This is a genomic window from Noviherbaspirillum sp. (assembly GCF_036563305.1).
Taxonomy (GTDB): Bacteria; Pseudomonadota; Gammaproteobacteria; order Burkholderiales; family Burkholderiaceae_D; genus Noviherbaspirillum.
The window spans coordinates 301,623-324,373 of the sequence record NZ_DATCMQ010000008.1; the positions used below are offsets into that span (position 1 = coordinate 301,623).

General features: G+C 62.1%; 22 protein-coding genes and 1 tRNA gene. 19 read left to right on the top strand and 4 right to left on the bottom strand.

The features are described from left to right. The first annotated feature begins 23 nt into the window (after positions 1-23). The 4 genes from VIM12_RS07085 (at position 24) to VIM12_RS07100 (ending at position 3,975) form a co-directional block, all read left to right on the top strand. Entirely contained in the window at positions 24-1,514 is a 1,491-nt protein-coding gene (locus tag VIM12_RS07085; protein ID WP_331940910.1) for an NADH-quinone oxidoreductase subunit M, read from the top strand. 43 nt (positions 1,515-1,557) lie between these two features. Continuing rightward, entirely contained in the window at positions 1,558-3,039 is a 1,482-nt protein-coding gene (nuoN, locus tag VIM12_RS07090; protein ID WP_331940911.1) for an NADH-quinone oxidoreductase subunit NuoN, read from the top strand. 8 nt (positions 3,040-3,047) lie between these two features. After that, positions 3,048-3,353, top strand: a complete 306-nt coding sequence (locus VIM12_RS07095; RefSeq protein ID WP_331940912.1) for a DUF2818 family protein — start codon at positions 3,048-3,050, stop codon at positions 3,351-3,353. Positions 3,354-3,420: 67 nt separating this feature from the next. Beyond that, positions 3,421-3,975, top strand: coding sequence for an NUDIX hydrolase (locus VIM12_RS07100; protein WP_331940913.1), 555 nt, complete (start codon positions 3,421-3,423; stop codon positions 3,973-3,975). 347 nt (positions 3,976-4,322) lie between these two features. Here VIM12_RS07100 and VIM12_RS07105 read toward each other — a convergent pair whose 3' ends face one another. After that, positions 4,323-5,999: an electron transfer flavoprotein-ubiquinone oxidoreductase gene (locus VIM12_RS07105; RefSeq protein WP_331940914.1), complete on the bottom strand. Its 1,677-nt coding sequence runs from the start codon at positions 5,997-5,999 to the stop codon at positions 4,323-4,325. Positions 6,000-6,153: 154 nt separating this feature from the next. Between VIM12_RS07105 and VIM12_RS07110 the strand changes: the two genes are divergently transcribed. Further along, complete coding sequence (locus VIM12_RS07110) at positions 6,154-6,930, top strand: SDR family oxidoreductase (protein ID WP_331940915.1); 777 nt, start codon at positions 6,154-6,156, stop codon at positions 6,928-6,930. A 4-nt stretch (positions 6,931-6,934) separates the two neighbouring features. Next, positions 6,935-7,351 carry an acyl-CoA thioesterase gene (locus tag VIM12_RS07115; protein ID WP_331940916.1) on the top strand — a complete coding sequence of 139 codons (417 nt, stop codon included), beginning with the start codon at positions 6,935-6,937 and terminating at the stop codon, positions 7,349-7,351. Position 7,352: 1 nt separating this feature from the next. Here VIM12_RS07115 and VIM12_RS07120 read toward each other — a convergent pair whose 3' ends face one another. Beyond that, positions 7,353-7,910, bottom strand: coding sequence for a LuxR C-terminal-related transcriptional regulator (locus VIM12_RS07120; RefSeq protein WP_331940917.1), 558 nt, complete (start codon positions 7,908-7,910; stop codon positions 7,353-7,355). Between the two features lie 162 nt (positions 7,911-8,072). Here VIM12_RS07120 and VIM12_RS07125 point away from each other — a divergent pair, with 162 nt between their 5' ends. Both VIM12_RS07125 and VIM12_RS07130 read left to right on the top strand, forming a co-directional pair. Beyond that, positions 8,073-8,771 (top strand): CoA transferase subunit A, encoded by a 699-nt coding sequence (locus VIM12_RS07125; protein WP_331940918.1) that lies wholly within the window; start codon positions 8,073-8,075, stop codon positions 8,769-8,771. 14 nt (positions 8,772-8,785) lie between these two features. Next, positions 8,786-9,442, top strand: coding sequence for a 3-oxoacid CoA-transferase subunit B (locus tag VIM12_RS07130; RefSeq protein WP_331940919.1), 657 nt, complete (start codon positions 8,786-8,788; stop codon positions 9,440-9,442). Between the two features lie 88 nt (positions 9,443-9,530). On the opposite strand, the gene VIM12_RS07135 is transcribed toward VIM12_RS07130, so the two are convergent. Then, positions 9,531-10,325, bottom strand: a complete 795-nt coding sequence (locus tag VIM12_RS07135; RefSeq protein WP_331940920.1) for a 3-hydroxybutyrate dehydrogenase — start codon at positions 10,323-10,325, stop codon at positions 9,531-9,533. Between the two features lie 115 nt (positions 10,326-10,440). Here VIM12_RS07135 and VIM12_RS07140 point away from each other — a divergent pair, with 115 nt between their 5' ends. The 3 genes from VIM12_RS07140 to VIM12_RS07150 are packed head-to-tail and all read left to right on the top strand — an operon-like array spanning position 10,441 to position 13,952. After that, a complete protein-coding gene (locus VIM12_RS07140; protein WP_331940921.1) occupies positions 10,441-11,307 on the top strand; it encodes an alpha/beta hydrolase in 867 nt (288 codons plus the stop codon). 22 nt (positions 11,308-11,329) lie between these two features. Beyond that, positions 11,330-11,680, top strand: coding sequence for a RidA family protein (locus VIM12_RS07145; RefSeq protein WP_331940922.1), 351 nt, complete (start codon positions 11,330-11,332; stop codon positions 11,678-11,680). A gap of 7 nt (positions 11,681-11,687) precedes the next feature. Then, complete coding sequence (locus tag VIM12_RS07150; protein ID WP_331940923.1) at positions 11,688-13,952, top strand: bifunctional (p)ppGpp synthetase/guanosine-3',5'-bis(diphosphate) 3'-pyrophosphohydrolase; 2,265 nt, start codon at positions 11,688-11,690, stop codon at positions 13,950-13,952. A gap of 8 nt (positions 13,953-13,960) precedes the next feature. On the opposite strand, the gene VIM12_RS07155 is transcribed toward VIM12_RS07150, so the two are convergent. Continuing rightward, positions 13,961-14,887 carry a cation diffusion facilitator family transporter gene (locus VIM12_RS07155; protein ID WP_331940924.1) on the bottom strand — a complete coding sequence of 309 codons (927 nt, stop codon included), beginning with the start codon at positions 14,885-14,887 and terminating at the stop codon, positions 13,961-13,963. Between the two features lie 189 nt (positions 14,888-15,076). On the opposite strand from VIM12_RS07155, the gene VIM12_RS07160 reads away from it, so the two are divergent. The 8 genes from VIM12_RS07160 to VIM12_RS07195 all read left to right on the top strand — a co-directional run bounded on the left by VIM12_RS07160 (position 15,077) and on the right by VIM12_RS07195 (position 22,740). Beyond that, positions 15,077-15,153 (top strand) — tRNA-Val (locus tag VIM12_RS07160). Between the two features lie 212 nt (positions 15,154-15,365). Continuing rightward, positions 15,366-17,273: a threonine--tRNA ligase gene (thrS, locus tag VIM12_RS07165; protein WP_331940925.1), complete on the top strand. Its 1,908-nt coding sequence runs from the start codon at positions 15,366-15,368 to the stop codon at positions 17,271-17,273. Positions 17,274-17,333: 60 nt separating this feature from the next. Continuing rightward, complete coding sequence (gene infC, locus VIM12_RS07170) at positions 17,334-17,855, top strand: translation initiation factor IF-3 (RefSeq protein ID WP_331940944.1); 522 nt, start codon at positions 17,334-17,336, stop codon at positions 17,853-17,855. 163 nt (positions 17,856-18,018) lie between these two features. Further along, the gene (gene rpmI, locus VIM12_RS07175; RefSeq protein ID WP_220808947.1) at positions 18,019-18,216 is read left to right on the top strand and encodes a 50S ribosomal protein L35; all 198 of its coding nucleotides are present in this window, start codon (positions 18,019-18,021) and stop codon (positions 18,214-18,216) included. A 16-nt stretch (positions 18,217-18,232) separates the two neighbouring features. Further along, the gene (gene rplT / locus VIM12_RS07180) at positions 18,233-18,592 is read left to right on the top strand and encodes a 50S ribosomal protein L20 (protein ID WP_331940926.1); all 360 of its coding nucleotides are present in this window, start codon (positions 18,233-18,235) and stop codon (positions 18,590-18,592) included. A gap of 146 nt (positions 18,593-18,738) precedes the next feature. Further along, positions 18,739-19,755, top strand: coding sequence for a phenylalanine--tRNA ligase subunit alpha (gene pheS, locus VIM12_RS07185; RefSeq protein WP_331940927.1), 1,017 nt, complete (start codon positions 18,739-18,741; stop codon positions 19,753-19,755). 108 nt (positions 19,756-19,863) lie between these two features. Then, complete coding sequence (gene pheT, locus VIM12_RS07190) at positions 19,864-22,290, top strand: phenylalanine--tRNA ligase subunit beta (RefSeq protein WP_331940928.1); 2,427 nt, start codon at positions 19,864-19,866, stop codon at positions 22,288-22,290. Between the two features lie 36 nt (positions 22,291-22,326). Next, positions 22,327-22,740, top strand: coding sequence for an integration host factor subunit alpha (locus VIM12_RS07195; protein ID WP_331940929.1), 414 nt, complete (start codon positions 22,327-22,329; stop codon positions 22,738-22,740). Positions 22,741-22,751: the final 11 nt, after the last annotated feature.

A 22,751-nucleotide genomic window follows, 5' to 3' on the forward strand; every position in this document is an offset into this window, starting at 1 on the left:
GGCGAGGTAAAGCAAATAAAACCATGATGCAGTCAACTTTCCCTCTACTCAGCCTCGCGATCTGGTGCCCGATCGCCTTCGGCCTGCTCGTCCTGGCAATCGGACGCGACAACAACCCCGGGCTGGTCCGCGGCGTATCGCTGGCAGGCTCCATCGCCAGCTTCCTGGTGACGATTCCCTTGTTCCTGCAGTTCGACAAGGCCGCCCACGGCATGCAGTTCGTCGAAAGGGCGTCGTGGATCGAGCGTTTCAACGTCGATTACTTCCTCGGCATCGACGGCATCTCGGTCTGGTTCGTGTTGCTGACCGCCTTCATCACCGTGATCGTCGTGATCGCCGGCTGGGAAGTCATCGAGAAGCGCGTCGCCCAGTACATGGGTGCCTTCCTGATCCTGTCGGGCCTGATGATCGGCGTGTTCTGCGCGCTCGATGGCCTGCTGTTCTATGTGTTCTTCGAGGCGACCCTGATTCCGATGTTCATCATCATCGGTGTCTGGGGCGGTCCGAACCGCGTCTACGCTGCGATCAAGTTTTTCCTCTACACGCTGCTTGGTTCGCTGCTGACCCTGGTCGCGCTGCTGTATCTCTACTTCGGCGCGGGCGGCAGCTTCGACATTCTCGCCTGGCACAAGCTGCCGCTGCCGATGAATGCGCAGATCCTGATCTTCCTCGCCTTCTTCATGGCATTTGCCGTCAAGGTGCCGATGTGGCCGGTGCACACCTGGCTGCCGGATGCGCACGTCGAGGCGCCGACCGGCGGGTCGGTGGTGCTGGCGGCCATCATGCTGAAACTCGGCGCCTACGGTTTCCTGCGCTTCTCCCTGCCGATCGCGCCCGATGCCAGTCATGCAATGGCAGGTTTCATCATCACGCTGTCGCTGATCGCCGTGATCTATATCGGTCTGGTCGCCCTGGTGCAGGCCGACATGAAGAAACTGGTCGCGTATTCGTCGATCGCCCACATGGGTTTCGTCACCCTCGGCTTCTTCGTGTTCAATGCGATGGGGGTGCAGGGCGGCATCGTCCAGATGATTTCGCACGGTTTCGTCTCCGGCGCGATGTTCCTTTGCATCGGCGTGCTCTACGACCGCATGCATTCGCGTCAGATCGCCGATTACGGCGGTGTGATCAACCGCATGCCGCGTTTTGCCGCATTCTTTGTGCTGTTCTCGCTTGCCAATGCCGGCCTGCCCGCAACCTCGGGATTCATCGGCGAGTTCATGGTGATCCTCGGCTCCGTGCAATACAACTTCTGGATCGGCATGCTGGCCGCAACTGCGCTGATCTTCGGTGCAGCCTATTCCCTGTGGCTGGTGAAGCGTGTGGTGTTCGGCGAGATCGGCAACAAGCACGTCGCGGAACTCCAGGACCTGAACGGCCGCGAATTCCTGATGCTCGGCATCCTCGCGATCGCGGTGCTGGCCATGGGACTGTACCCCGCGCCGGTAACCGACCTGATCCAGGTCTCGGTCGACGACCTGCTCAAGCACGTCGCCGTCTCGAAACTGCCGTGAGCGGCGAACGACATACTGAAGAACGCGTAATAGCGACAACGACATGGACAACCTGAACCTGGCGCCGGTGTATCCGGAAATCTTCCTGCTGATCGCCACCTCGGCGATCCTGCTGATCGACATGCACCTGACGGACGCAAAGCGGCACATCACCTATTTGCTGTCGCTGGCAACACTGCTGGTGTGTGGTGTCATGAGCGCAGCGCAGTTCAACGAGCCGACCACCTACGTGTTCAACAACATGTTCGTGTCGGACCCGATGTCCAGCCTGTTGAAGGTCTTTTGCTACCTGTCGGTCGGGATCACCATGATCTATTCGCGGCAGTATGCGACCGACCGCGGCATGCTTGGCAATACCATCGGCGGGGAATTCTACGTGCTCGCGCTGTTCTCCCTGCTCGGTTCGATGGTCATGATCTCCGGGAACAATTTCCTGGTGATCTACCTCGGCCTCGAACTGATGACGCTCGCCCTGTACGCGCTGGTTGCACTGCGTCGCGGTAATACCGTATCCACCGAAGCGGCGATGAAATACTTTGTCCTGGGCGCCCTCGCGTCGGGCTTCCTGCTCTACGGTATCTCCATGCTCTACGGCGCTACCGGTACGCTCGATCTCAACGAAGTCGCGGTCGAAGTGGCCAAGGGCACTGCCAATCGCACGGTGCTGGTGTTCGGCCTGGTATTCCTGGTCGCCGGACTCGCATTCAAGCTTAGCGCCGCACCGTTCCATATGTGGGTTCCCGATGTCTATACGGGTGCTCCGACCGCGGTCACGCTGCTGATCGCCGCCACACCGAAGCTGGCTTCGTTCGCGATCACCATCCGCCTGCTGGTGGAAGGCCTGTTCCCGCTCGCGGTCGACTGGCAGCAGATGATCCTGATGCTGGCCGTCCTGTCGATGGCGGTCGGTAACATCACGGCAATCGTCCAGACCAACCTCAAGCGCATGCTGGCCTACTCGACCATCGCGCAGATGGGCTTCATGTTGCTCGGCATGCTGTCCAGCGTCTCCGAAGGCAATACATCGATGGCGGCCAACGGCTACAGCTCGGCGATGTTCTACGCCGTTGCCTACGTCCTGACCACGCTCGGCACCTTCGGCGTGATGATGCTGCTGTCGCGCGCCGGATTCGAGGCCGAGAACATTGACGACCTGAAGGGCCTGAACCAGCGCAGCCCCTGGTTCGCGTTCGTGATGCTGATCCTGATGTTCTCGCTGACCGGCATTCCGCCGACGGTAGGCTTCTATGCGAAGCTGGCCGTCCTGCAGGCGCTGCTGAGCACTGGTCAGGTCTGGCTGGCAGTGGTATCCGTGCTGCTTTCGCTGATCGGCGCGTTCTACTACCTGCGCGTGGTGAAGGTCATGTACTTCGATGATCCGGTCGACGAGACCAGGATCGTGGCGACCGGCGACATGCGCCTGACACTCGGCGCGAACGGCATCGCCGTGCTCGTGCTCGGCCTGCTGCCTGGTCCCCTGATGGCCCTGTGCGCGAGCGCCATCGTGCGTACCCTGGCAGCCTGAACGGGCCGGTGGACGTCTCTCTATCCAGCTGGTTTGTCATCATGTTGGCGGCGCTCGCCGCCAACATGCCCTTCATGAACGAGCGCTTGTTCCTGGTCGTGCCGCTCGCGGGCGACAGCAAGGGAATCTGGCTGCGCCTGCTCGAGCTCGGGCTGCTTTACGCGCTGGTGCTCGGCGTGGCGTGGCTGCTTGAGGGGCGCATCGGCAACGTCTTCCCGCAGCGCTGGGAATTCTACGCAATCACCATCTGCCTCTTCATCGTTGCCGCCTATCCCGGCTTCGTCTATCGCTACCTGCGCAAAAAGCACGCTTGACGTGCTGTAAGGCAGGCGGTCCGCCGCGGCTTACAATACGTCGAATTTTCCTGCCAGGAGTCTTGACGTGGATTTGCACCTGAAAGAAACCCAACTCGACAGCGAGGTCGCCTACGACGGCCATTTCCTGAAGGTCCAGCGCGATGGCGTGCGCCTGCCCGACGGCACGCGGTCCAAGCGCGAATACATCAAGCACCCCGGCGCCGTGGCGATCCTGCCGGTGTTCGAGGACGGCAGGATTCTCCTGGAACGGCAGTTCCGGTATCCGCTTCAGGCAGTGTTCATCGAATTCCCCGCCGGGAAGATCGATCCTGACGAAGATCCGCTCGACTGCGCGAAGCGGGAATTGCAGGAGGAGACGGGCTACACCGCACAGGAATGGCGCTTCGCCTGCACCATCCACAATGCGATCGCCTATTCCGACGAGCACCTCGACCTGTACGTGGCGCGCGGCCTGACCGCCGGCGAATGCAAGCTCGACGAAGGCGAGTTCCTCGAGACCTTTACCGCGACCGTGCCTGAGATGCTGCAATGGATACGGGAAGGGAAGATCACCGACGTCAAGACGGTGATTGGCACCTTCTGGCTCGAGAAGATGCTGGCCGGGGAATGGAAGCTTTAAGCCGGGTCCACCGGCCGCCGCGCGCCGCCCCCTGAACCGATATCTGCGCGATCGGCCATCGACAGATCGACCGGTCGGCCACTACGGACAGGCGCGCTGTAGCGGTGGTTCGCGCGGTGCCGCCGGTCCGGCGATCGCTGCAACGACCTGCACTGTCGTCAGCCGCATCCACGCTATTGCCGCCGCCGCGTATGCCGAGCGGCGCGCTACCCGGTGCCGGCATGTCCGGCCGCCGTGGCATGGCGAGCGCGGTCCCGCCAGCCATGCAGCGATCACGGAGGACACGGGGACCTGCCATCCAATGAAAAACGCCCCCGGTCGGGGGCGTTCGCGCCATGGCAGGCTTCTTACATGTTCGGATAGTTCGGACCGCCGCCGCCTTCCGGCGTCACCCATACGATGTTCTGGGTCGGGTCCTTGATATCGCAGGTCTTGCAATGCACGCAGTTCTGCGCATTGATCTGCAGGCGGTCGTCGCCGGCATCGTTCTTCACGTATTCATACACGCCGGCGGGGCAGTAGCGCTGTTCCGGACCCGCATACTTGTGCAGGTTGATGTTGACCGGCACCGACGGATCCTTCAGCGTCAGGTGGGCGGGCTGTTCCTCGGCGTGATTGGTGTTCGAGATGAACACCGACGACAGCCGGTCGAAGGTCAGCTTGCCGTCCGGCTTCGGATAGACGATGGGCTTGAATTCGGACGCCGGGCGCAGGCATTCATGGTCCGCGTGCTTGTGCTTCAGGGTCCACGGCGCCTTGCCGCCGAAAACGACCTGGTCGATGCCGACCATCAGCGTGCCGCTGTACAGCCCCCTGGCCATGAACGGCTTGAAGTTGCGCGCCTTGTAAAGCTCCTCGTGCAGCCAGGACTTCTTGAATGCCTCCGGATACGCGATCAGCTCGTCGTGCTGTCGGCTCTCGCCCAGGGCGGCAAAGGCCGCTTCGGCCGCCAGCATGCCGGTCTTCATTGCAGCGTGGCTGCCCTTGATGCGGGACGCGTTCAGAAAGCCGGCGTCGCAGCCGAGCAGAACACCGCCCGGAAAAGTGAGCTTCGGCAGCGACTGCAGGCCGCCGGCGGTAATCGCCCGCGCGCCGTAGGAGATGCGCTTGCCGCCCTCGAAGAACTTGCGGATTTCCGGATGCGTCTTGTAGCGCTGGAATTCCTCGTAGGGCGACAGGTACGGATTCTGGTATGACAGGCCAACCACGTAGCCCACCGCAACCTGGTTATTCTCGAGGTGATAGAGGAAGGAACCGCCGTAGGTATCGGCATCGAGCGGCCAGCCCGCCGTATGGATGACCAGGCCCGGCTGGTGCATCTTCGGATCGATCTCCCACAGCTCCTTGATGCCGATCGCGTAGGTCTGCGGATCCTTGCCGTTGTTGAGGTCGAATTTTTCCATCAGGTGGCGGCCGAGATGGCCACGCGAACCTTCGGCGAACAGCGTGTACTTCGCATGCAGTTCCATCCCGAGCTGAAAGGCATCGGTCGGATTTCCGTGGCGATCCACACCCATGTTTCCGGTGGCGACGCCCTTCACACTGCCGTCTTCGTTGTACAGCACCTCCGCGGCGGGGAAGCCGGGGAAAATCTCCACGCCGAGGTTCTCGGCCTGCTGCCCGAGCCAGCGTACCACGTTAGCGAGCGAGATCACATAGTTGCCGTGGTTCTGGAAGCAGGCGGGCAGCATCCATCCGGGCGTCTTGTAGGCCTTGGTCTCGGAAAGGAACAGGAAACGGTCTTCGGTGACCTCGGTATTAAGCGGCGCGCCGAGCTCTTTCCAGTTCGGGAACAGCTCGTTGATGGCGATGGGATCCATGACAGCGCCGGACAGGATATGCGCGCCGACCTCGCTGCCTTTCTCGAGTACGCAGACCGAGACTTCACGGCCCTGCTCGGCAGCCAGCTGCTTCAGACGGATCGCCGCCGACAGGCCGCCGGGACCGCCCCCGACAATCACCACGTCGTATTCCATTGCTTCGCGCGGGCCGTATTGCTCTACGAGATTCTGGGTCTGCGTCATGCTCTCACCAAGGTTAGAAAAATTTTCGAACGAACGTGCTAATTGTCGTGGATTTTAGGCGAGAATGCTAGTAGATGCCTTGCTCTAAATGGTGCAATCATACCTTTCCGGGCGGGCCAAAGGCACTTTTGACAGATAACGAGAAGGAGGAGTGGTGGGAATCGAACTGAATCTCGAAGGCAAGATCGCGCTGGTCACCGGCGCTTCCAGCGGACTCGGCGCCCGCTTTGCACGCATCCTGTCCCAGGCCGGCGCCCAGGTGGTGCTGGCATCCCGGCGAGTGGAGCGCCTGAAGGAGCTGCGGGCGGAGATCGAGGCGGGTGGCGGAGCGGCCCACGTGGTCGCGCTCGACGTCACCGACTACGCCAGCATCAAGGCGGCCATCGCCCATGCCGAGACGGAAGCCGGCCCGATCGACATCCTGGTGAACAATTCCGGAGTCTCGACCACCCAGCGCCTGGTCGACGTCACGCCGGAGGACTATGCCTACGTGATGGACACCAACCAGCGCGGCGCCTTTTTCGTCGCCCAGGAGACGGCCAAGCGGATGATCGCCCGCTCCAAGGGGGACCCCAGGAAGCAGCATCGCATCATCAACATCGCCTCGGTCGCAGGCCTGCGGGTACTGCCGCAGATCGGCATCTACTGCATGAGCAAGGCGGCCGTCGTCCATATGACGAAATCGATGGCAGTGGAATGGGGGCGCTACGGCATCAACGTCAACGCGATCTGCCCGGGCTACATCACGACCGAGATCAATGAAGCGCATTTCCAGACCGAGCAAGGCCAGCAACTGATCTCGATGTTGCCGCGCAAGCGCCTCGGCCAGCCGGAAGACCTGGACGGCCTGCTGCTGCTGTTGGCGGCGGACGAGTCGCGCTTCATGAACGGCGCGATCATCACCGCCGACGACGGCATGGCCGCCTACTGACGCCATGGCCGAACGGAAACTGGTACACGCGACGCGGATGATGATCCGCTGGGGCGACATGGACGCCATGGGCCACGTCAACAACACCGTCTATTTTCGGTATCTCGAGCAGGCGCGCATCGAGTGGTTCACCGCGGCCGGCATTGAGCCCGATCCGCTGGGCGAGGGCCCGGTCATCATCAACGCGCGCTGCACATTCATACGCCAGCTGAAATATCCCGGCGAGATCGAGGTCCGGACCTATGCGGGCGAAGCCGGAAGGTCCAGCTTCGAAACCTGGCAGGAGATCCGGCGGGTCGACACACCCGGGGTGCTTGCTGCAGAGGGTGGGGCAAAGGTGGTGTGGGTCGATTTTCCGAAGGAAAAGTCGGCACCGCTGCCCGATCATGTGCGCGCGCTGCTTCCTCCGGCGGGGGCCTGAGTCAGTTCGCCACGCCGACCAGCCGGTGGACGAGCTCGCTGGAGGTCGCCGCCGAGAACTTGCGCATCAGCTTGGCCCGGTGCATCTCCACCGTCCGCGGGCTGAGGCCGACCTGGCGCGCAATCAGCTTGCTCGTCTTGCCTTCCACCAGCAGGGCGGCAATCTCGCGCTCGCGGGGCGTCAGCTCGGCGGTGACCGGTCGCTTGGCGCTCAGGTCCTCGAAGGTCCAGATACCCGCAGCATGAGGGTCATCATGGATCAAGGAACGGCCACTGACATGGCACCAGAATAAGTCCTGGTTCATGCGTTTCATGATGCGTTCATCCGAGTAGTGGCCCTTGGCGCTCATGATCGGGACGATCCGGGCGCCGGTGCGCTCGAATTCGTCGACACTCGGATAGAGCACGCTGAGCGACTGGCCCACGAGGTCCTGTGGCCGGTAACCGAACATGGTCCCCAGCGCGGCGTTGCACGCATGGATGACGCGATGCTGGGACACGCACATGCCGACTGGCGCGTTCTGGAAGATGGTCTCGTAGTTTATTGTCAGTGCGCTCATAATTTCCGCGGCGCCTTTGTCCCGAAAGTTCGTATTTTTACGGTATTGCGCCTGTGTAGTCCACCATCTTATGCTGGCAGGCACGTCAAAAGAGCATTCCCGTGCATTTTCCAAACAGAGCAAGTGCCGAGGAATGGACATCAACTCAAGAAGAGGAGCGGTATGAACAAAGTTTATCCGGACGCCGCCAGCGCCCTGGCCGGCATCGTCAAGGACGGACAGACGATCGCCGTCGGCGGATTCGGCCTGTGCGGCATTCCCGAGGCGCTGATCGCGGCGCTGCGCGATTCCGGGGTCAAGGACCTCACGGCGATCTCCAACAACGCCGGGGTGGACGGATTCGGGCTCGGCCAGTTGCTCGCCACCCGGCAGATCCGCAAGATGATTTCCTCCTACGTGGGTGAGAACAAGGAATTCGAACGGCAGTACCTGGCCGGCGAACTGGAGCTGGAGTTCACGCCCCAGGGCACGCTGGCGGAAAAGCTGCGCGCCGGCGGCGCCGGGATCCCGGCATTCTTCACCAAGACCGGTGTCGGCACCATCGTTGCCGAGGGCAAGGAGGTACGCGAGTTCGACGGCGAGCGCTACGTGATGGAGCGCTCCCTGGTGGCGGACGTCTCCCTGGTCAAGGCCTACATGGCCGACAAGGTCGGCAATCTGGTATTCCGCAAGACTGCGCGCAACTTCAATCCGAACGTGGCCATGGCCGGCAAGATTACCGTGGTCGAGGTCGAGAAGCTGGTGGAGACCGGCGAGATCGACCCGGACCAGGTTCATACCCCGGGCATCTTCGTGCATCGCATCGTCGTCAATGCGACGCCGGAGAAGCGCATCGAACAACGCACCACGCGTGCAAAGTAAGGGGGAGAACGAACATGGCATGGACTCGTGATGAAATGGCTGCCCGCGCAGCGAAGGAACTGCAGGACGGCTTCTATGTGAACCTCGGCATCGGCCTGCCGACGCTGGTTGCCAATTACGTGCCGGAGGATATCGAGGTGTGGCTGCAATCGGAGAACGGCCTGCTCGGCATCGGTCCCTTCCCGACCGAGGATGCGGTCGACGCCGACCTGATCAACGCCGGCAAGCAGACCGTCACCGCGCTGCGCGGTTCTTCCTTCTTCAGTTCGGCGGATTCGTTTGCAATGATCCGGGGTGGCAAGATCAATATCGCCATTCTCGGCGCGATGCAGGTCAGCGAGAAGGGCGACCTGGCGAACTGGATGATCCCGGGGAAGATGGTCAAGGGCATGGGCGGCGCCATGGATCTCGTGGCCGGCGTCGGCCGGGTCGTCGTCCTGATGGAGCACGTGGCCAAGGCCAAGGACGGCACGACGTCGCACAAGATCCTGAAGAAATGCGACCTGCCGTTGACCGGCGTCGGCGTCGTCAACCGCATCATTTCCGACCTGGGTGTCATCGATGTGACGCCCTCCGGCCTCAAGCTGGTTGAACTCGCTCCTGGCGTCACCCGGGAAGAGATTCTCGAGAAGACAGGCGCTCAACTGGATGTGAGCGGCGTACCGGCCTGAATGCAAGGCCCATGAAAAAACGGCGCCCGGTTTTCCCGGGCGCCGTTTTGCGTTTCGGGGGCAGCTTCCTGCCCCTGGCTGGCCGCACCTATTGCGCTGCCCAGCCGCCGTCCATGTTCCATGCCACGCCGCGCACCTGGCTGCCGGCCTCGCTGCACAGGAAAACGGCGAGTTCGCCGAGCTGTTCCGGCGTCACGAATTCACCGGATGGCTGCTTCTCCGAGAGCAGGCTGCGCTTTGCTTCCTCATTCGACAGTCCCTGCTGGCTGGCACGCGCATCAACCTGTTTCTGCACCAGCGGCGTCAGGACCCAACCCGGGCAGATCGCATTGCAGGTCACGCCGCTATGCGCATTCTCGAGGGCGGTCACCTTGGTGAAGCCGACGATGCCATGCTTGGCCGCGACGTAGGCGGATTTTTGGGCCGAGCCGACCAGCCCGTGCACCGAGGCGACATTGATGATCCTGCCCCAGTTGCGGGCCTTCATCGCCGGCAGGGCAAGCCGCGTCGTGTGGAAGGCCGAGCTGAGATTGATCGCGATGATCGCATCCCATTTTTCGACGGGAAACTCCTCGACACTGGCGACGTACTGGATGCCTGCATTGTTGACGAGGATGTCCACGGCGCCGAACCGCCCGGCCGCGTACTGCATCATCGCCTCGATCTCGGCGGGCTTCGACATGTCCGCGCCATGATAGGCGGCGTCCACGCCAAAATCTGCTTTCACCCTGGCCTGCACTGCTTCGATTTCCGCCTGGTCGCCAAAACCGTTGAAAACGATATTCGCCCCCTGGGCCGCCAGGCTCCGGGCAATGCCCAGCCCGATGCCGGATGTGGATCCGGTGACGAGTGCGGTTTTCCCTTGAAGCAGTGTGCCTTGCATGGTGTCCTCTCCGAAATGGAATTGAATTTATTGCGTGATTTATTTGGATAGAATTTTAAGCGTAACCGCTCCTAAAATGTGAGAATAGAAGGCGATAGAGCGATTTCCGGCAAAAATGATTGAGGCCCAGATCAAGTCCGTCCAATGCATGTCGCCCGCGGGCCTGCACAAGATGGCATACAAGGAATGGGGAGACCCGCGCAACCGCAACCTGCTGGTCTGCGTGCACGGCGTTACGCGCGTCAGCGACGATTTCGACCGTCTCGCCGCCGCGCTGTCGGACGCCTACCGCGTGATCTGCCCGGACGTCGCCGGCCGGGGGCGATCGGACCAGCTTGCGATGCCCCAGCTTTACCATCTTCCGCAGTACGTGGGCGACATGGTCACGCTGCTGGCGCGCGCCGACGCCGAGCATGTTCATTGGGTAGGCACTTCGATGGGCGGCTTGATCGGCATGGTGCTGGCATCGCTGCCGGACAGCCCCGTCGCCAGGCTGGTGCTGAACGACGTCGGTCCGGCACTGAACCCGCAGGCGCTGGCGCGCATCGGCACATACATCGGCGAAGACATCCGTTTTGACAGTCTTGACGACGGCGTCCGCTATATCCGCGAGATTTCCACTTCCTTCGGGCCGCATGGCGACGGCGAGTGGCGCAAGCTTGCGGCGGACGCGCTGCGGCAGGGCAAGGACGGCAGATGGATGAAGCATTACGACCTTCGGATCGCCGACGCATTCCGCACCTTGACGGAGGAGGGGGCGCGACAGGCCGAGACCATGCTCTGGCGCGCCTACGACGCCATCCGGTGTCCGACGCTCCTGCTGCGCGGCGCGGATTCCGACCTTCTGGCGCCGGAGACCGCTCACGCAATGACATTGCGCGGCCCGAAGGCCCGGTTGGTCGAGTTTGCCGGCATCGGCCATGCGCCGACGCTGATGCACGACGATCAGGTCGCAGTCGTCACGGATTTCCTGCTTGGGTAACTACTAGGATCGATTGGACAGAATGGATATCAAGCGTTTGCATGTCGGGAAGACCCTCTCCGAGGCAGCCGTCCACAACGGCGTGGTTTATCTCGCGGGACAGGTCGCCGAAGACCTGACACAGAATATCGAAGGTCAGACACGGGAAGTGCTCGGCCACATCGACCGCCTGTTGGCGGAGGCGGGCAGCGACAAGACGCGCATACTCATGTGCCAGATCTTCATCGCGGACATCAAGGATTTCGCCGGCATGAATGCTGTCTGGAACGCCTGGGTCGCCGACGGCCACGCGCCGCCGCGCGCCACGGTGCAGGCGAAGCTCGCGAAGCCCGAGTGGCTGGTGGAGATGGTCGTGACGGCCGCCCAGAAATAGGTCCACGATGGTTTCCAATGCCGCCACCCGGCTCGAAGCACAGGAAGGGCTGAGCGCCGGCCTCTCCGCCGAGGACGCCGCCCGGCTTCTGGACGCGCTCGCCTTTATCGAGCCGATCTACCATGGTAGAGATGTGGTCACGGGTCAGGACGCTTTCGCGTTTGCCCAGGGCGTGGCGGCGACGCTTGCCGCCCTGAACACCGACACCGATACCCGTATCGCCGGGCTGCTGTTCGAGGTGCCGGTATTCGATGCGGAGGCAGGAGAGACCATCGAGGCCAGGTTCGGCCCGGACATCGCCGAGCTGGTCGGCAACATCCGCCAGTTGATGCGGCTGCATGAGCAGACCTTCGGCCAGCACGATGCGCCGCGCGGCAAGAATGCATCCCAGCAGGCGACCGAACAGCTCGAAACCTTGCGCAAGATGCTGCTCGCGATGGCGACCGACATGCGGGTGGTGCTGGTGCGTCTTGCGTCGCGCGTCACCACCTTGCGTCACTTCGCGGAGCTCAAGCTGGAGAACCAGAAGACGCGCGAGTACGCCCGCGAAACGCTGGACCTGTACGCGCCGCTGGCGAACCGGCTCGGCGTATGGCAGCTGAAATGGGAGCTGGAAGACCTGGCGTTCCGTTTTCTCGAGCCCGAGGTGTACAAGCGCATTGCCCGGATGCTGGAAGAAAAGCGCATCGAACGCGAAGGCTTCGTCGATGCCGCGATTGCCCGCCTGAAATCGGTCATGGCAAACGCTGGCATCAAGGCCGACGTCAGCGGCCGGCCCAAGCATATCTTCAGCATCTGGAACAAGATGCGCGGCAAGGCGCTCGATTTTTCCGAGCTCTACGATGTCCGGGCATTCCGTGTCATCGTCGACGACGTCAAGACCTGCTACGTGGTGCTTGGCCTTGTCCACGACATCTGGACGCCGATCCCCGAGGAATTTGACGATTACATCTCCCGCCCCAAGCCGAACGGCTATCAGTCGCTGCACACGGTGGTGGTTGCCGAGGACGGCCGGGCAATCGAGATCCAGATCCGCACGCAGGAAATGCATCGCTTTGCCGAGTACGGCGTGGCCGCCCACTGGCGTTACAAGGAAGCCGGCGGTTCCAGTTTCTCGGCGCAGAAGTACGACGAGAAGATTGCCTGGCTGCGCCAGCTGCTGGCTTGGAAGAGCGAAGTCGCCGACGCAGTGGTGGAACACGGCGATGTTCAGCGCGAATGGGTGGAGAAGCTCAAGTCCGCCTCGCTCGATGACCGTATCTACGTGCTGACGCCGCAGGCGCGTGTGATCGAGCTGCCGGCCGGCGCCACGCCGATCGACTTTGCCTACCACCTGCACACCAACATCGGCCACCGTTGTCGCGGCGCGCGCGTCGACGGCGCCATGGTGCCGCTGAATTCGCCGCTCAAGAATGGGCAGACGGTCGAAATCATCACCGCACGGGGCAGCGCGGCGGCATCGGCCGGACCGTCTCGCGACTGGCTGGGGGCAGGGTATGTGGCGAGCCCGCGCACCCGGGCCAAGGTGCGGGCGTGGTTCAACGGTATCGAGCAGCAGGAGACCCTTTCACAGGGAAGGGCGCTGGTAGAGAAAACCCTCCAGCGCGAGGGCAAGACCGCGATCAACCTAGAGGAGCTCGCGCACAAGCTCGGCTTTCCCAAGGTCGACGACTTGTTTCTCGCCGTCGGCAAGGACGAGTTCAAGCTGCGCAATATCGAACTTGCGCTCCATGCCGACGACGCGCACAAGCAAGGGGGACGCCACGCGCATGCACCGGATGCCGTCATCCCGAACAAGAGCCGTGCCTCGAGCGTGGCGCAGGGCGCCCGATCCGGGGTTCTGGTGGTCGGCACCGATGGACTGATGACGCAACTTGCGCGCTGCTGCAAGCCGGCCCCGCCGGATGCGATCGTCGGTTTCGTCACGCGCGGGAAGGGCGTGTCGATTCACCGGGCGAACTGCAAGAATCTCGCGCAGATGCGGATGAATGCGATGGAGCGCGTGATCGAGACCGACTGGGGCGAGCACGGCAAGGAAACCGTCTATCCGGTCGACATCTTCATCTTCGCCAGCGATCGCCAGGGGTTGCTGCGGGATATCACCGAGATTTTCTCGCGCGAGAAGATCAACGTCGTCGGCGTCAGCACGCAGAGTGCGAAGGGCCATGCGCGGATGTCATTCACCGCCGAGGTGGCGTCCACCGCGCAGCTGCAGAAGGCACTGATGATCATCCGCGACGTTGCCGGCGTGCTCGAGGTCCTGAGGCAGTAACGGGACGGTCAGGGTTCCTGCGCCATGCTCGGCAGTTCCGGCTGCAGCGTAATGTGGTCTATCCGGTGCTTTTCCAGCAGCATCGCCTTTATCCTGGCCAACACCCACGGCCATTCCTCCAGGCTGCGGATTTCCACGTGCCCGATCAGGGCCGGCTGCCCCGGCGTCATTTCCCAGACATGCAGGTCGTGTACCGAGTTGACGCCGTCGATTGCCGCGAGGTCGGCGCCGACCTGCAGGTAGTCGACGTTCCGCGGAACGCCTTCCATCAGGAAGTGATACGCATCCTTCAGCACGGCCAGGGTCGAGCGCAGGATAAGCAGCGAAACGCCGATCGAAAGCAGGGGGTCGACCGGATACCAGCCGGTGAAGTAGATGATAGCGCCGGCGCATAGTGCCGCAATCGATCCCAGCAGGTCGCCGAGCACATGCACGAGGGCCGCGCGCGTGTTGACGTTGCCTTTGTCGTGGGACAGCAGCCACGCCACCAGCAGGTTGACCGTCATGCCGATCAGCGCCACGATGAAGACCGCTTCTCCCGCAACAACCTGCGGCGCGCTGAACCGGTGCAGGGCCTCGTACGCGATCCACGCGACCAGTGCGAGCATCGCCAGCGCATTGATGAATGCAGCGAGGGCTTCCGCCCGGCCGAATCCGAAGGAATGGCGCGGAGAAGGCGGGCGCCGGGCGATGTGCTGGGCAAGCAATGCCAATCCAAGCGCGGTACTGTCGGTGAGCATGTGACCGGCATCGGAGATCAGCGCGAGCGAGTTCGACCAGTATCCGGCGATCGCTTCCACCGCCGCAAATGCGAGCGTGAGCAGCACGGAGAACAGCAGCACCCTGGGGTTGCGCCCTTCGATCACGTGCCGATGCGTGGCGTCGCCGTGCCGATGCGCATGCAGGGAGCCAATGGAGTGGTGGTCATGAGGCATGTCGGAAACTCGTCCTGATGGTCGCCCGTGTCCGGTGTGCCGGAGGGCATGGCATGCGGAGGAACCGAGTGTACAGGATAGGATGCCCGTGGAAGATGCATGCGGCAGCGGCGCTTCCGCCTGTTTTGATTGCTCCTGAAGAAAAGCACTAGCAAACTCGAAAAATTGCCGCTATAATCTTGCTTCTTTAGGCTCGTAGCTCAGCTGGTTAGAGCACTACCTTGACATGGTAGGGGTCGTTGGTTCGAGTCCAATCGAGCCTACCAACGAATTGCAGTACATTTTGTAAGAGCGAGAAAGGCAGTCCCGGTTATGACACCGCGAACTACAAGCGATCAGCTTATGGTGCGACGCTAGTCGGGTTCTTTTTTCGTCTTTCAAATTTGAAAAAAACGCGGCTAGTCCGCGTTTTTTTTCGTCCTCATTTTTGGCGCCTTCCTGGCGCCGCTCCCACCGTCATCCTGACATGGAGAACACAATGGTTTCAGTCAGACTTCCCGATGGATCGCAACGCCAGTTCGACGCGCCCGTCACCGTTGCGCAAGTTGCCGCGAGCATCGGCAGTGGCCTTGCCAAGGCAGCGCTTGCCGGTCGTGTCGACGGCAAGCTGGTCGATACGTCCCATCTGATCGACCGCGACGCGGACCTGGCCATCGTCACCGACAAGGACCCTGACGGGCTCGACGTAATCCGCCATTCGACCGCCCACCTGCTGGCCTACGCCGTCAAGGAGCTGTTCCCGGATGCCCAGGTAACCATCGGTCCGGTGATCGATAACGGCTTCTACTACGATTTCTCCTACAAGCGGCCGTTCACGCCGGAGGATCTGCAGGCGATAGAGAAGAAGATGGCCGAACTGGCCAAGAAGGATGAGCCGGTGGCGCGCCAAGTGCTGCCGCGCGACGAGGCCGTGGCCTACTTCAAGTCGATCGGCGAACACTATAAGGCGGAAATCATCGCCTCCATTCCGGCGGGCGAGGACGTCTCGCTCTACAGCGAGGGCAAGTTCACCGACCTTTGCCGCGGACCTCACGTGCCGTCCACCGGCAAGCTCAAGGTCTTCAAGCTGATGAAGCTGGCGGGAGCATACTGGCGCGGCGACTCGAAGAACGAGATGCTGCAGCGGGTGTACGGCACCGCCTGGGCAAGGAAGGAAGACCAGGATGCTTACCTGCACATGCTGGAGGAGGCCGAGAAACGCGATCACCGCAAGCTCGGCAAGGCGCTCGACCTGTTCCACTTCCAGGACGAAGCACCCGGCCTGATCTTCTGGCATCCGAAGGGCTGGACGGTCTGGCAGCAGGTCGAGCAATACATGCGCCGGGTGTACCAGGAGAACGGTTATCAGGAAGTCAAGGCGCCGCAGATCCTCGACCGCACGCTGTGGGAAAAAACCGGCCACTGGGACAACTACCGCGACAACATGTTCGTCACGGAGTCCGAGAACCGGAACTACGCACTCAAGCCGATGAATTGTCCGGGCCATGTGCAGATCTATAACGCCGGGCTGCGCAGCTACCGCGATTTGCCCCTGCGTTTCGGCGAGTTCGGGCAGTGCCATCGCAATGAGCCGTCGGGCGCACTGCATGGCCTGATGCGCGTGCGCGGCTTCACCCAGGACGATGGACACATTTTCTGCACGGAAGAACAGATCCAGGCGGAGTGTACCGCCTTCCATCAGCAGGCCATGCAGGTGTACAAGGATTTCGGTTTTTCCGATATTGCCATCAAGATTGCGCTCAGGCCGGACAGCCGGATCGGTTCCGACGAGACCTGGGATCGTGCCGAAGAGACCTTGCGCGCGGCGCTGCGGGCGTGTGGCGTGAACTGGGAGGAACTGCCGGGCGAGGGTGCGTTTTACGGGCCGAAGATCGAATACCACCTGAAGGATTCGCTCGGCCGTCCATGGCAGGTCGGCACAATGCAGGTCGACTTCTCCATGCCGGGGCGCCTCGGTGCCGAATATGTTGCGGATGACAACACCCGCAAGGTCCCGGTCATGTTGCACCGGGCGATTGTCGGTTCGCTTGAACGCTTTGTCGGCATCCTGATCGAAAATCACGCGGGCGCCTTGCCGCTATGGCTCGCACCTGTACAGATTGCGATCCTGAACATCTCGGATGCGCAGGCTGATTATGCGCAAACGGTGGCACAAAACCTGAAAAAACAAGGGTTTAGGGTCCACGTCGATTTGCGTAACGAGAAAATAACCTATAAAATACGCGAGCATTCGGTTCAAAAGCTCCCCTATATCGTCGTCATCGGCGACAAGGAGCGGGATGCAAACACAGTGGCCGTGCGTGCGCGGGGCAACGTCGATCTGGGTGTCATGCCGGTCGATGCACTGGTGGAGCGCCTCAGGAACGAGGTGGACACCAAAGCCTAAGGGCAGGAGCCCGAAGCGCGAGAGCACGGCTTAATTATTTGACTTTAAAAGGACACGGCAATAGCTACTGACAAGTCGCATCGCATAAACGGTGAGGTCACCGCGCCGGAAGTGCGTTTATCTGGGGTCAACAACGAGCCGATCGGCATCGTTAGCCTGGCCGAAGCCTTCCGCCTTGCGCAGGAGGCCGACGTGGACCTGGTGGAGATCGCGCCGACTGCGCAGCCACCGGTTTGTCGCCTGATGGACTATGGCAAGTTCAAGTATCAGGAACAGAAGAAGGCCCACGAAGCCAAGCTGAAGCAGAAGGTCATCCAGGTCAAGGAGGTCAAGTTCCGGCCGGGTACCGACGAGGGTGACTACAACATCAAGCTTCGCAATCTGACCAAGTTCCTCGAAGAGGGCGACAAGACCAAGATCACGCTGCGGTTCCGTGGACGCGAGATGGCACACCAGGATATCGGCATGCGCATGCTCGAGCGGTTGCGCGGCGATCTCGAGCCGGTCGGTCAGGTAGAGCAGTTTCCGAAGATGGAAGGCCGCCAGATGGTGATGGTGCTGGCGCCGAAGAAGAAGAAGTAACACGACAAGAATTCATGCCGCCGGCCGGTACTTGCGGACGGTGGCGGAATCGCGGCGGATTCGCTCCGCTGCACGACAAGTGAGAGCAGGCATCCAAGAGCAACGAAGTGTTGCCACCTGCAATCATGTTAAAAATGGAGCTGTCCGAGAGGACAGAGTTGTCATGCCTAAAATGAAGACGAAGAGCAGCGCCAAGAAGCGCTTCCGCGTACGTCCGGGCGGCACCGTCAAGCGCGGTCAAGCCTTCAAGCGTCACATCCTGACCAAGAAAACCACCAAGAACAAGCGCCAGCTTCGCGGCGCGGTGGATGTTCATGAGACAAACATGAACTCCATCAAGGCAATGATGCCGTTCGCTTAACCTCACAGGAGCTAATATGCCTCGAGTAAAACGTGGGGTTACCGCACGGGCCCGTCACAAGAAAGTCCTTGATCAAGCCAAAGGCTACCGCGGCCGCCGCGGCAATGTCTACCGCATCGCCAAGCAGGCGGTCATGCGCGCAGGCCAGTATGCCTACCGCGATCGTCGCAACAAGAAGCGCGTGTTCCGCGCCCTGTGGATCACCCGTATCAACGCGGCCACCCGCGAGCACGGCGTCACCTACAGCGTATTCATGAACGGCCTGAAGAAGGCCAATATCGGTCTCGACCGCAAGGTGCTGGCCGATATGGCGGTGATGGACAAGCCGGCGTTTGCCGCGATTGTCAATCAGGTGAAGGCCAACATCGCTGCCTGAGCGTTGTGATCGCATGCGCCGTCCCCGGACGGCGCGGCAATGGAAGCGGGGCAAGGGTCGACACCTGAGCCCCGTTTTATTTTGAATCGCCGCTTTCGGACCCGGCGATTGCCGTCGTCCGATATCTACCAGGGCTGGAACGCCGCATGAACTCCCTAGAACAACTTGTCGTCCAGGCGCATGCCGATTTCGAAGCTGCCGAGGACGCCGCCGCGCTCGAGAATGCAAAGGCCAGGTATCTCGGCAAGACGGGCCAGATCACAGAGCAGATGAAGGGCCTGGGCAAACTGGCGCCCGACGAGCGCAAGACGCAGGGCGCAGTAATCAACGCCGCCAAGGAAAAGATCGAGGCAGCCCTCACGGCGCGACGCGATGCGCTTGCCAATGCGCAAATGCAGGCACGGCTGAATGCGGAGGCCATCGACGTCACGCTTCCCGGTCGCGGCCGTTCCACCGGTGGCATCCATCCAGTGATGCGTACCTGGGAGCGGATCGAGGAGATCTTCAGGTCGATCGGTTTCGACGTGGCTGACGGCCCCGAGATCGAAACCGACTGGACCAACTTCACCGCGCTCAACAGCCCTGAAAACCATCCTGCGCGCTCGATGCAGGATACGTTCTACGTCGACGGCAAGGACACCCAGGGCAAGCCGCTGCTGCTGCGTACGCATACCAGCCCGATGCAGGTGCGCTATGCCCGCATGAACAAGCCGCCGATCAAGGTGATCGCGCCCGGACGCACCTACCGCGTCGACAGCGACGCGACCCATTCGCCGATGTTCCACCAGGTCGAAGGCCTGTGGATTGCCGACGACATCAGCTTTGCCGACCTGAAGGGTGTCTATCTCAACTTCGTCAGGGCGTTCTTCGAGACCGACGACCTGCAGGTGCGCTTCCGTCCCTCCTACTTCCCGTTTACCGAACCATCGGCGGAAATCGACATCGCCTTCGGCAGCGGCCCGCTGAAGGGACGCTGGCTGGAGGTGTCCGGCGCCGGACAGGTGCATCCGACAGTGGTGCGCAACATGGGCCTCGATCCGGAGCAGTACATCGGGTTCGCATTCGGCTCCGGCATCGAACGTCTTACCATGCTGCGCTACGGCATCAACGACCTGCGTCTGTTCTACGAAGGCGACCTGCGCTTCCTGAAGCAGTTCAACTGATTGCACTCCCGGCCTGGCGGCCGGCATCATGAAACCGAACATCAACGCATGCGTCGCAGCCCCGGGCACTGGCCGGCGGCACGCATGCAGAGTATCAGAGGCTTAACTATGCAATTCTCCGAAAGCTGGCTGCGCACCCTGGTCGATCCGAAGATGACGTCGGACGAACTCTCCCATCTGCTCACCATGTCGGGGCTGGAAGTGGAAGAGGTCGAACCGGTCGCGCCGCCGTTCTCGAACGTGGTGGTGGCGAAGGTCGTCGAGGTGGCCAGGCATCCCAATGCGGATCGCCTGAACGTGTGCCAGGTCGATGCCGGCACGGGCACCCTGCTCAACATCGTTTGCGGCGCGCCCAATGTCCGCGCGGGCATGAAGGTGCCCTGCGCGCTGGCCGGCGCCAAGCTGCCGCCCGGCGAGGATGGCAAGCCTTTCGAGATCAAGGTTGGCCAGCTGCGCGGCGTGGAATCGCAGGGCATGCTCTGTTCGGCACGCGAGCTGAAGCTTTCCGACGACCATGGCGGCTTGCTGGAGCTGGCGGACGACGCGCCCGTCGGCCAGAACTTCCGCGACTTCTATCAGCTGAATGACCTCAAGTTCACCATCAAGCTGACGCCCAACAAGGCGGATTGCCTCTCGGTGCTGGGCGTCGCGCGCGAAGTGTCGGCATTGACGGATACGCCGCTCAGGGCGCCGTCGTTCAAGCCGGTTCCGGTCAATACCGACGAGAAGCTGCCGGTGAGGATTTCGGCGCCCGACCTGTGCGGCCGTTTCTCCGGCCGCGTCATCCGCAACCTGAACGCCCGCGCGCAGACCCCCGACTGGATGAAGCGCCGCCTGGAACGCAGCGGACAACGGCCGATTTCAGCACTGGTCGACATCTCGAACTACGTCATGCTGGAGCTGGGGCGGCCGTCGCACGTGTTTGACCTCGACAGGATCCACGGCGGGCTGGATGTCCGCTGGGGCAAGCCCGGAGAGTCCCTCAAGCTGCTGAACGGGAACACGATCACGGTTGACGGCTGGGTCGGCGTCATTGCCGACGACAAGGAAATCGAGTCGCTGGCCGGCATCATGGGCGGCGACGCGACCGCGGTTTCGCTCGACACGCAGCACATCTACCTGGAAGCCGCGTTCTGGTGGCCGCAGGCGATACAGGGGCGCGCCCGCCGTTATAACTTCTCGACCGACGCCGCGCACCGGTTCGAGCGGGGCGTCGATTACGCCACCACCGTCGAGCACATCGAGCGCATTACCGCGCTACTCGTCGAGATCTGCGGGACCAGGGATACGCTGGTGGGCGCGGTCGACGACCATGTCGTCAACCTGCCGCAGCGCAAGCCGGTGCGCATGCGCAGCGCGCGCGCGGTCAAGGTGATCGGCGTGCCGGTCAGCGACGACCAGATTGCCGGAATCTTTACCCGCCTCGGCCTCGACTTCGTGCGCGAAGACGGGGTCTTTACGGTGACGCCGCCGTCCTATCGCTTCGACATCGAGATCGAGGAAGATCTGATCGAGGAAGTGGCACGCGTCTACGGCTTCGAGAACATTCCGGCGCTGCCGCCGCTGGCGCCGAACATGATGCGCATCGCGCCGGAGCAGCGCCGCTCGCTGCACGATATCCGTCGACAGCTTGCGCACGCCGACTACCAGGAAGTGGTCAACTTCAGCTTCGTGGAAGAGGGCTGGGAGGCGGATTTTGCCGCCAACACCGATCCGATCCGGCTTCTCAATCCCATTGCGAGCCAGATGAGCGTCATGCGCACCACGCTGCTCGGCAGCCTGGTCGCCAACGTCCGGTACAACCTGAACCGCAAGCTGAACCGGGTGCGCCTCTTCGAAACCGCAGCGGTATACCTGCGCGACGGGACCGTGGCCGACGGCGAGCTTACCGTCGCCGGCTACCATCAGCCAAAACGGGTAGCCGCGATTGCCTATGGCACAGCGGCGGAGGAACAATGGGGCCAGCCCAGCCGCAACGTCGACTTCTTCGATCTCAAGGCCGACCTGGAATCCTTGTTCGCGCCGGCGCAGCTGCGCTTCGCCAGGACGAAGCACCCGGCGCTGCATCCCGGCCGGTCCGCCAGCGTCTCGCTGGACGGCCAGGAGATCGGCGTGATCGGCGAATTGCATCCCCGCCTGCAGCAGAAGTACGACCTGCCGCTCGCCCCCGTGGTATTCGAAGTCGCCGCCGATGCACTGCAAACCCGGCGCCTGCCGGCTTACCAGGAAATCTCCAGGTTTCCGGCGGTGACACGCGACGTTGCGCTGGTCGTCAGGCAGGCCGTTCCGGTGCAGGAACTGGTCGACGCATTTCTCGCGGCGCGTCAGTCCAATCCCGCTTGTGCTATCATGCAAGCCGTTGTTTTATTTGATGAATATCGCGGCAAAGGCTTGGATGCCGACGAAAAAAGTCTTGCTTTCCGATTCACCTTGCAAGATACTCAGACTACTCTGCAGGACGAGAAAGTCGATGCGGCGATGGCTGCTTTCATCGCCGCCGCAGAAGAAAAGCATGGCGCCAAGCTGCGTGCGTAATGGGTTGAAAGCGGGGCAGGGCAGGATACAACTACTATGAATGACGTGAACTCCGCCGAATTTCAATCCGTTTTGGCCGCCGACCTCACCCGCGCAATGCAAGAAGCGCAGGCGCGTACACAGGCTGAACGCGACCTGCCGACCCTCACCAAGGCGGAACTGGCCGAACTGCTCTTCGAGCAGGTCGGCCTGAACAAGCGCGAGGCGAAGGACATGGTCGAAACCTTCTTCGACGAGATTCGCAATGCCCTGGAGCGGGGCGAGTCGGTGAAGCTGTCCGGCTTCGGCAATTTCCAGTTGCGCGACAAGCCGCAGCGTCCTGGCCGCAATCCCAAGACCGGCGAAGAGATCCCGATTACCGCCCGCCGGGTCGTCACCTTCCACGCGAGCCAGAAGCTGAAAAGCATGGTCGAGGTCGCGAGCAACAAGCCGCTCGCGCGCGTCGCCTGACCGAACCCTGA

Bases quoted from the DNA above. Each gene is read 5' to 3' on its own strand.
- VIM12_RS07085 (WP_331940910.1), top strand. From the start codon at position 24: ATGATGCAGTCAACTTTCCCTCTACTCAGCCTCGCGATCTGGTGCCCG.
- nuoN (WP_331940911.1), top strand. From the start codon at position 1,558: ATGGACAACCTGAACCTGGCGCCGGTGTATCCGGAAATCTTCCTGCTG.
- VIM12_RS07105 (WP_331940914.1), bottom strand. From the start codon at position 5,999: ATGACGCAGACCCAGAATCTCGTAGAGCAATACGGCCCGCGCGAAGCA.
- VIM12_RS07115 (WP_331940916.1), top strand. From the start codon at position 6,935: ATGGCCGAACGGAAACTGGTACACGCGACGCGGATGATGATCCGCTGG.
- VIM12_RS07120 (WP_331940917.1), bottom strand. From the start codon at position 7,910: ATGAGCGCACTGACAATAAACTACGAGACCATCTTCCAGAACGCGCCA.
- VIM12_RS07125 (WP_331940918.1), top strand. From the start codon at position 8,073: ATGAACAAAGTTTATCCGGACGCCGCCAGCGCCCTGGCCGGCATCGTC.
- VIM12_RS07130 (WP_331940919.1), top strand. From the start codon at position 8,786: ATGGCATGGACTCGTGATGAAATGGCTGCCCGCGCAGCGAAGGAACTG.
- VIM12_RS07135 (WP_331940920.1), bottom strand. From the start codon at position 10,325: ATGCAAGGCACACTGCTTCAAGGGAAAACCGCACTCGTCACCGGATCC.
- VIM12_RS07140 (WP_331940921.1), top strand. From the start codon at position 10,441: ATGATTGAGGCCCAGATCAAGTCCGTCCAATGCATGTCGCCCGCGGGC.
- VIM12_RS07145 (WP_331940922.1), top strand. From the start codon at position 11,330: ATGGATATCAAGCGTTTGCATGTCGGGAAGACCCTCTCCGAGGCAGCC.
- VIM12_RS07150 (WP_331940923.1), top strand. From the start codon at position 11,688: ATGGTTTCCAATGCCGCCACCCGGCTCGAAGCACAGGAAGGGCTGAGC.
- VIM12_RS07155 (WP_331940924.1), bottom strand. From the start codon at position 14,887: ATGCCTCATGACCACCACTCCATTGGCTCCCTGCATGCGCATCGGCAC.
- thrS (WP_331940925.1), top strand. From the start codon at position 15,366: ATGGTTTCAGTCAGACTTCCCGATGGATCGCAACGCCAGTTCGACGCG.
- rpmI (WP_220808947.1), top strand. From the start codon at position 18,019: ATGCCTAAAATGAAGACGAAGAGCAGCGCCAAGAAGCGCTTCCGCGTA.
- rplT (WP_331940926.1), top strand. From the start codon at position 18,233: ATGCCTCGAGTAAAACGTGGGGTTACCGCACGGGCCCGTCACAAGAAA.
- pheS (WP_331940927.1), top strand. From the start codon at position 18,739: ATGAACTCCCTAGAACAACTTGTCGTCCAGGCGCATGCCGATTTCGAA.
- pheT (WP_331940928.1), top strand. From the start codon at position 19,864: ATGCAATTCTCCGAAAGCTGGCTGCGCACCCTGGTCGATCCGAAGATG.
- VIM12_RS07195 (WP_331940929.1), top strand. From the start codon at position 22,327: ATGAATGACGTGAACTCCGCCGAATTTCAATCCGTTTTGGCCGCCGAC.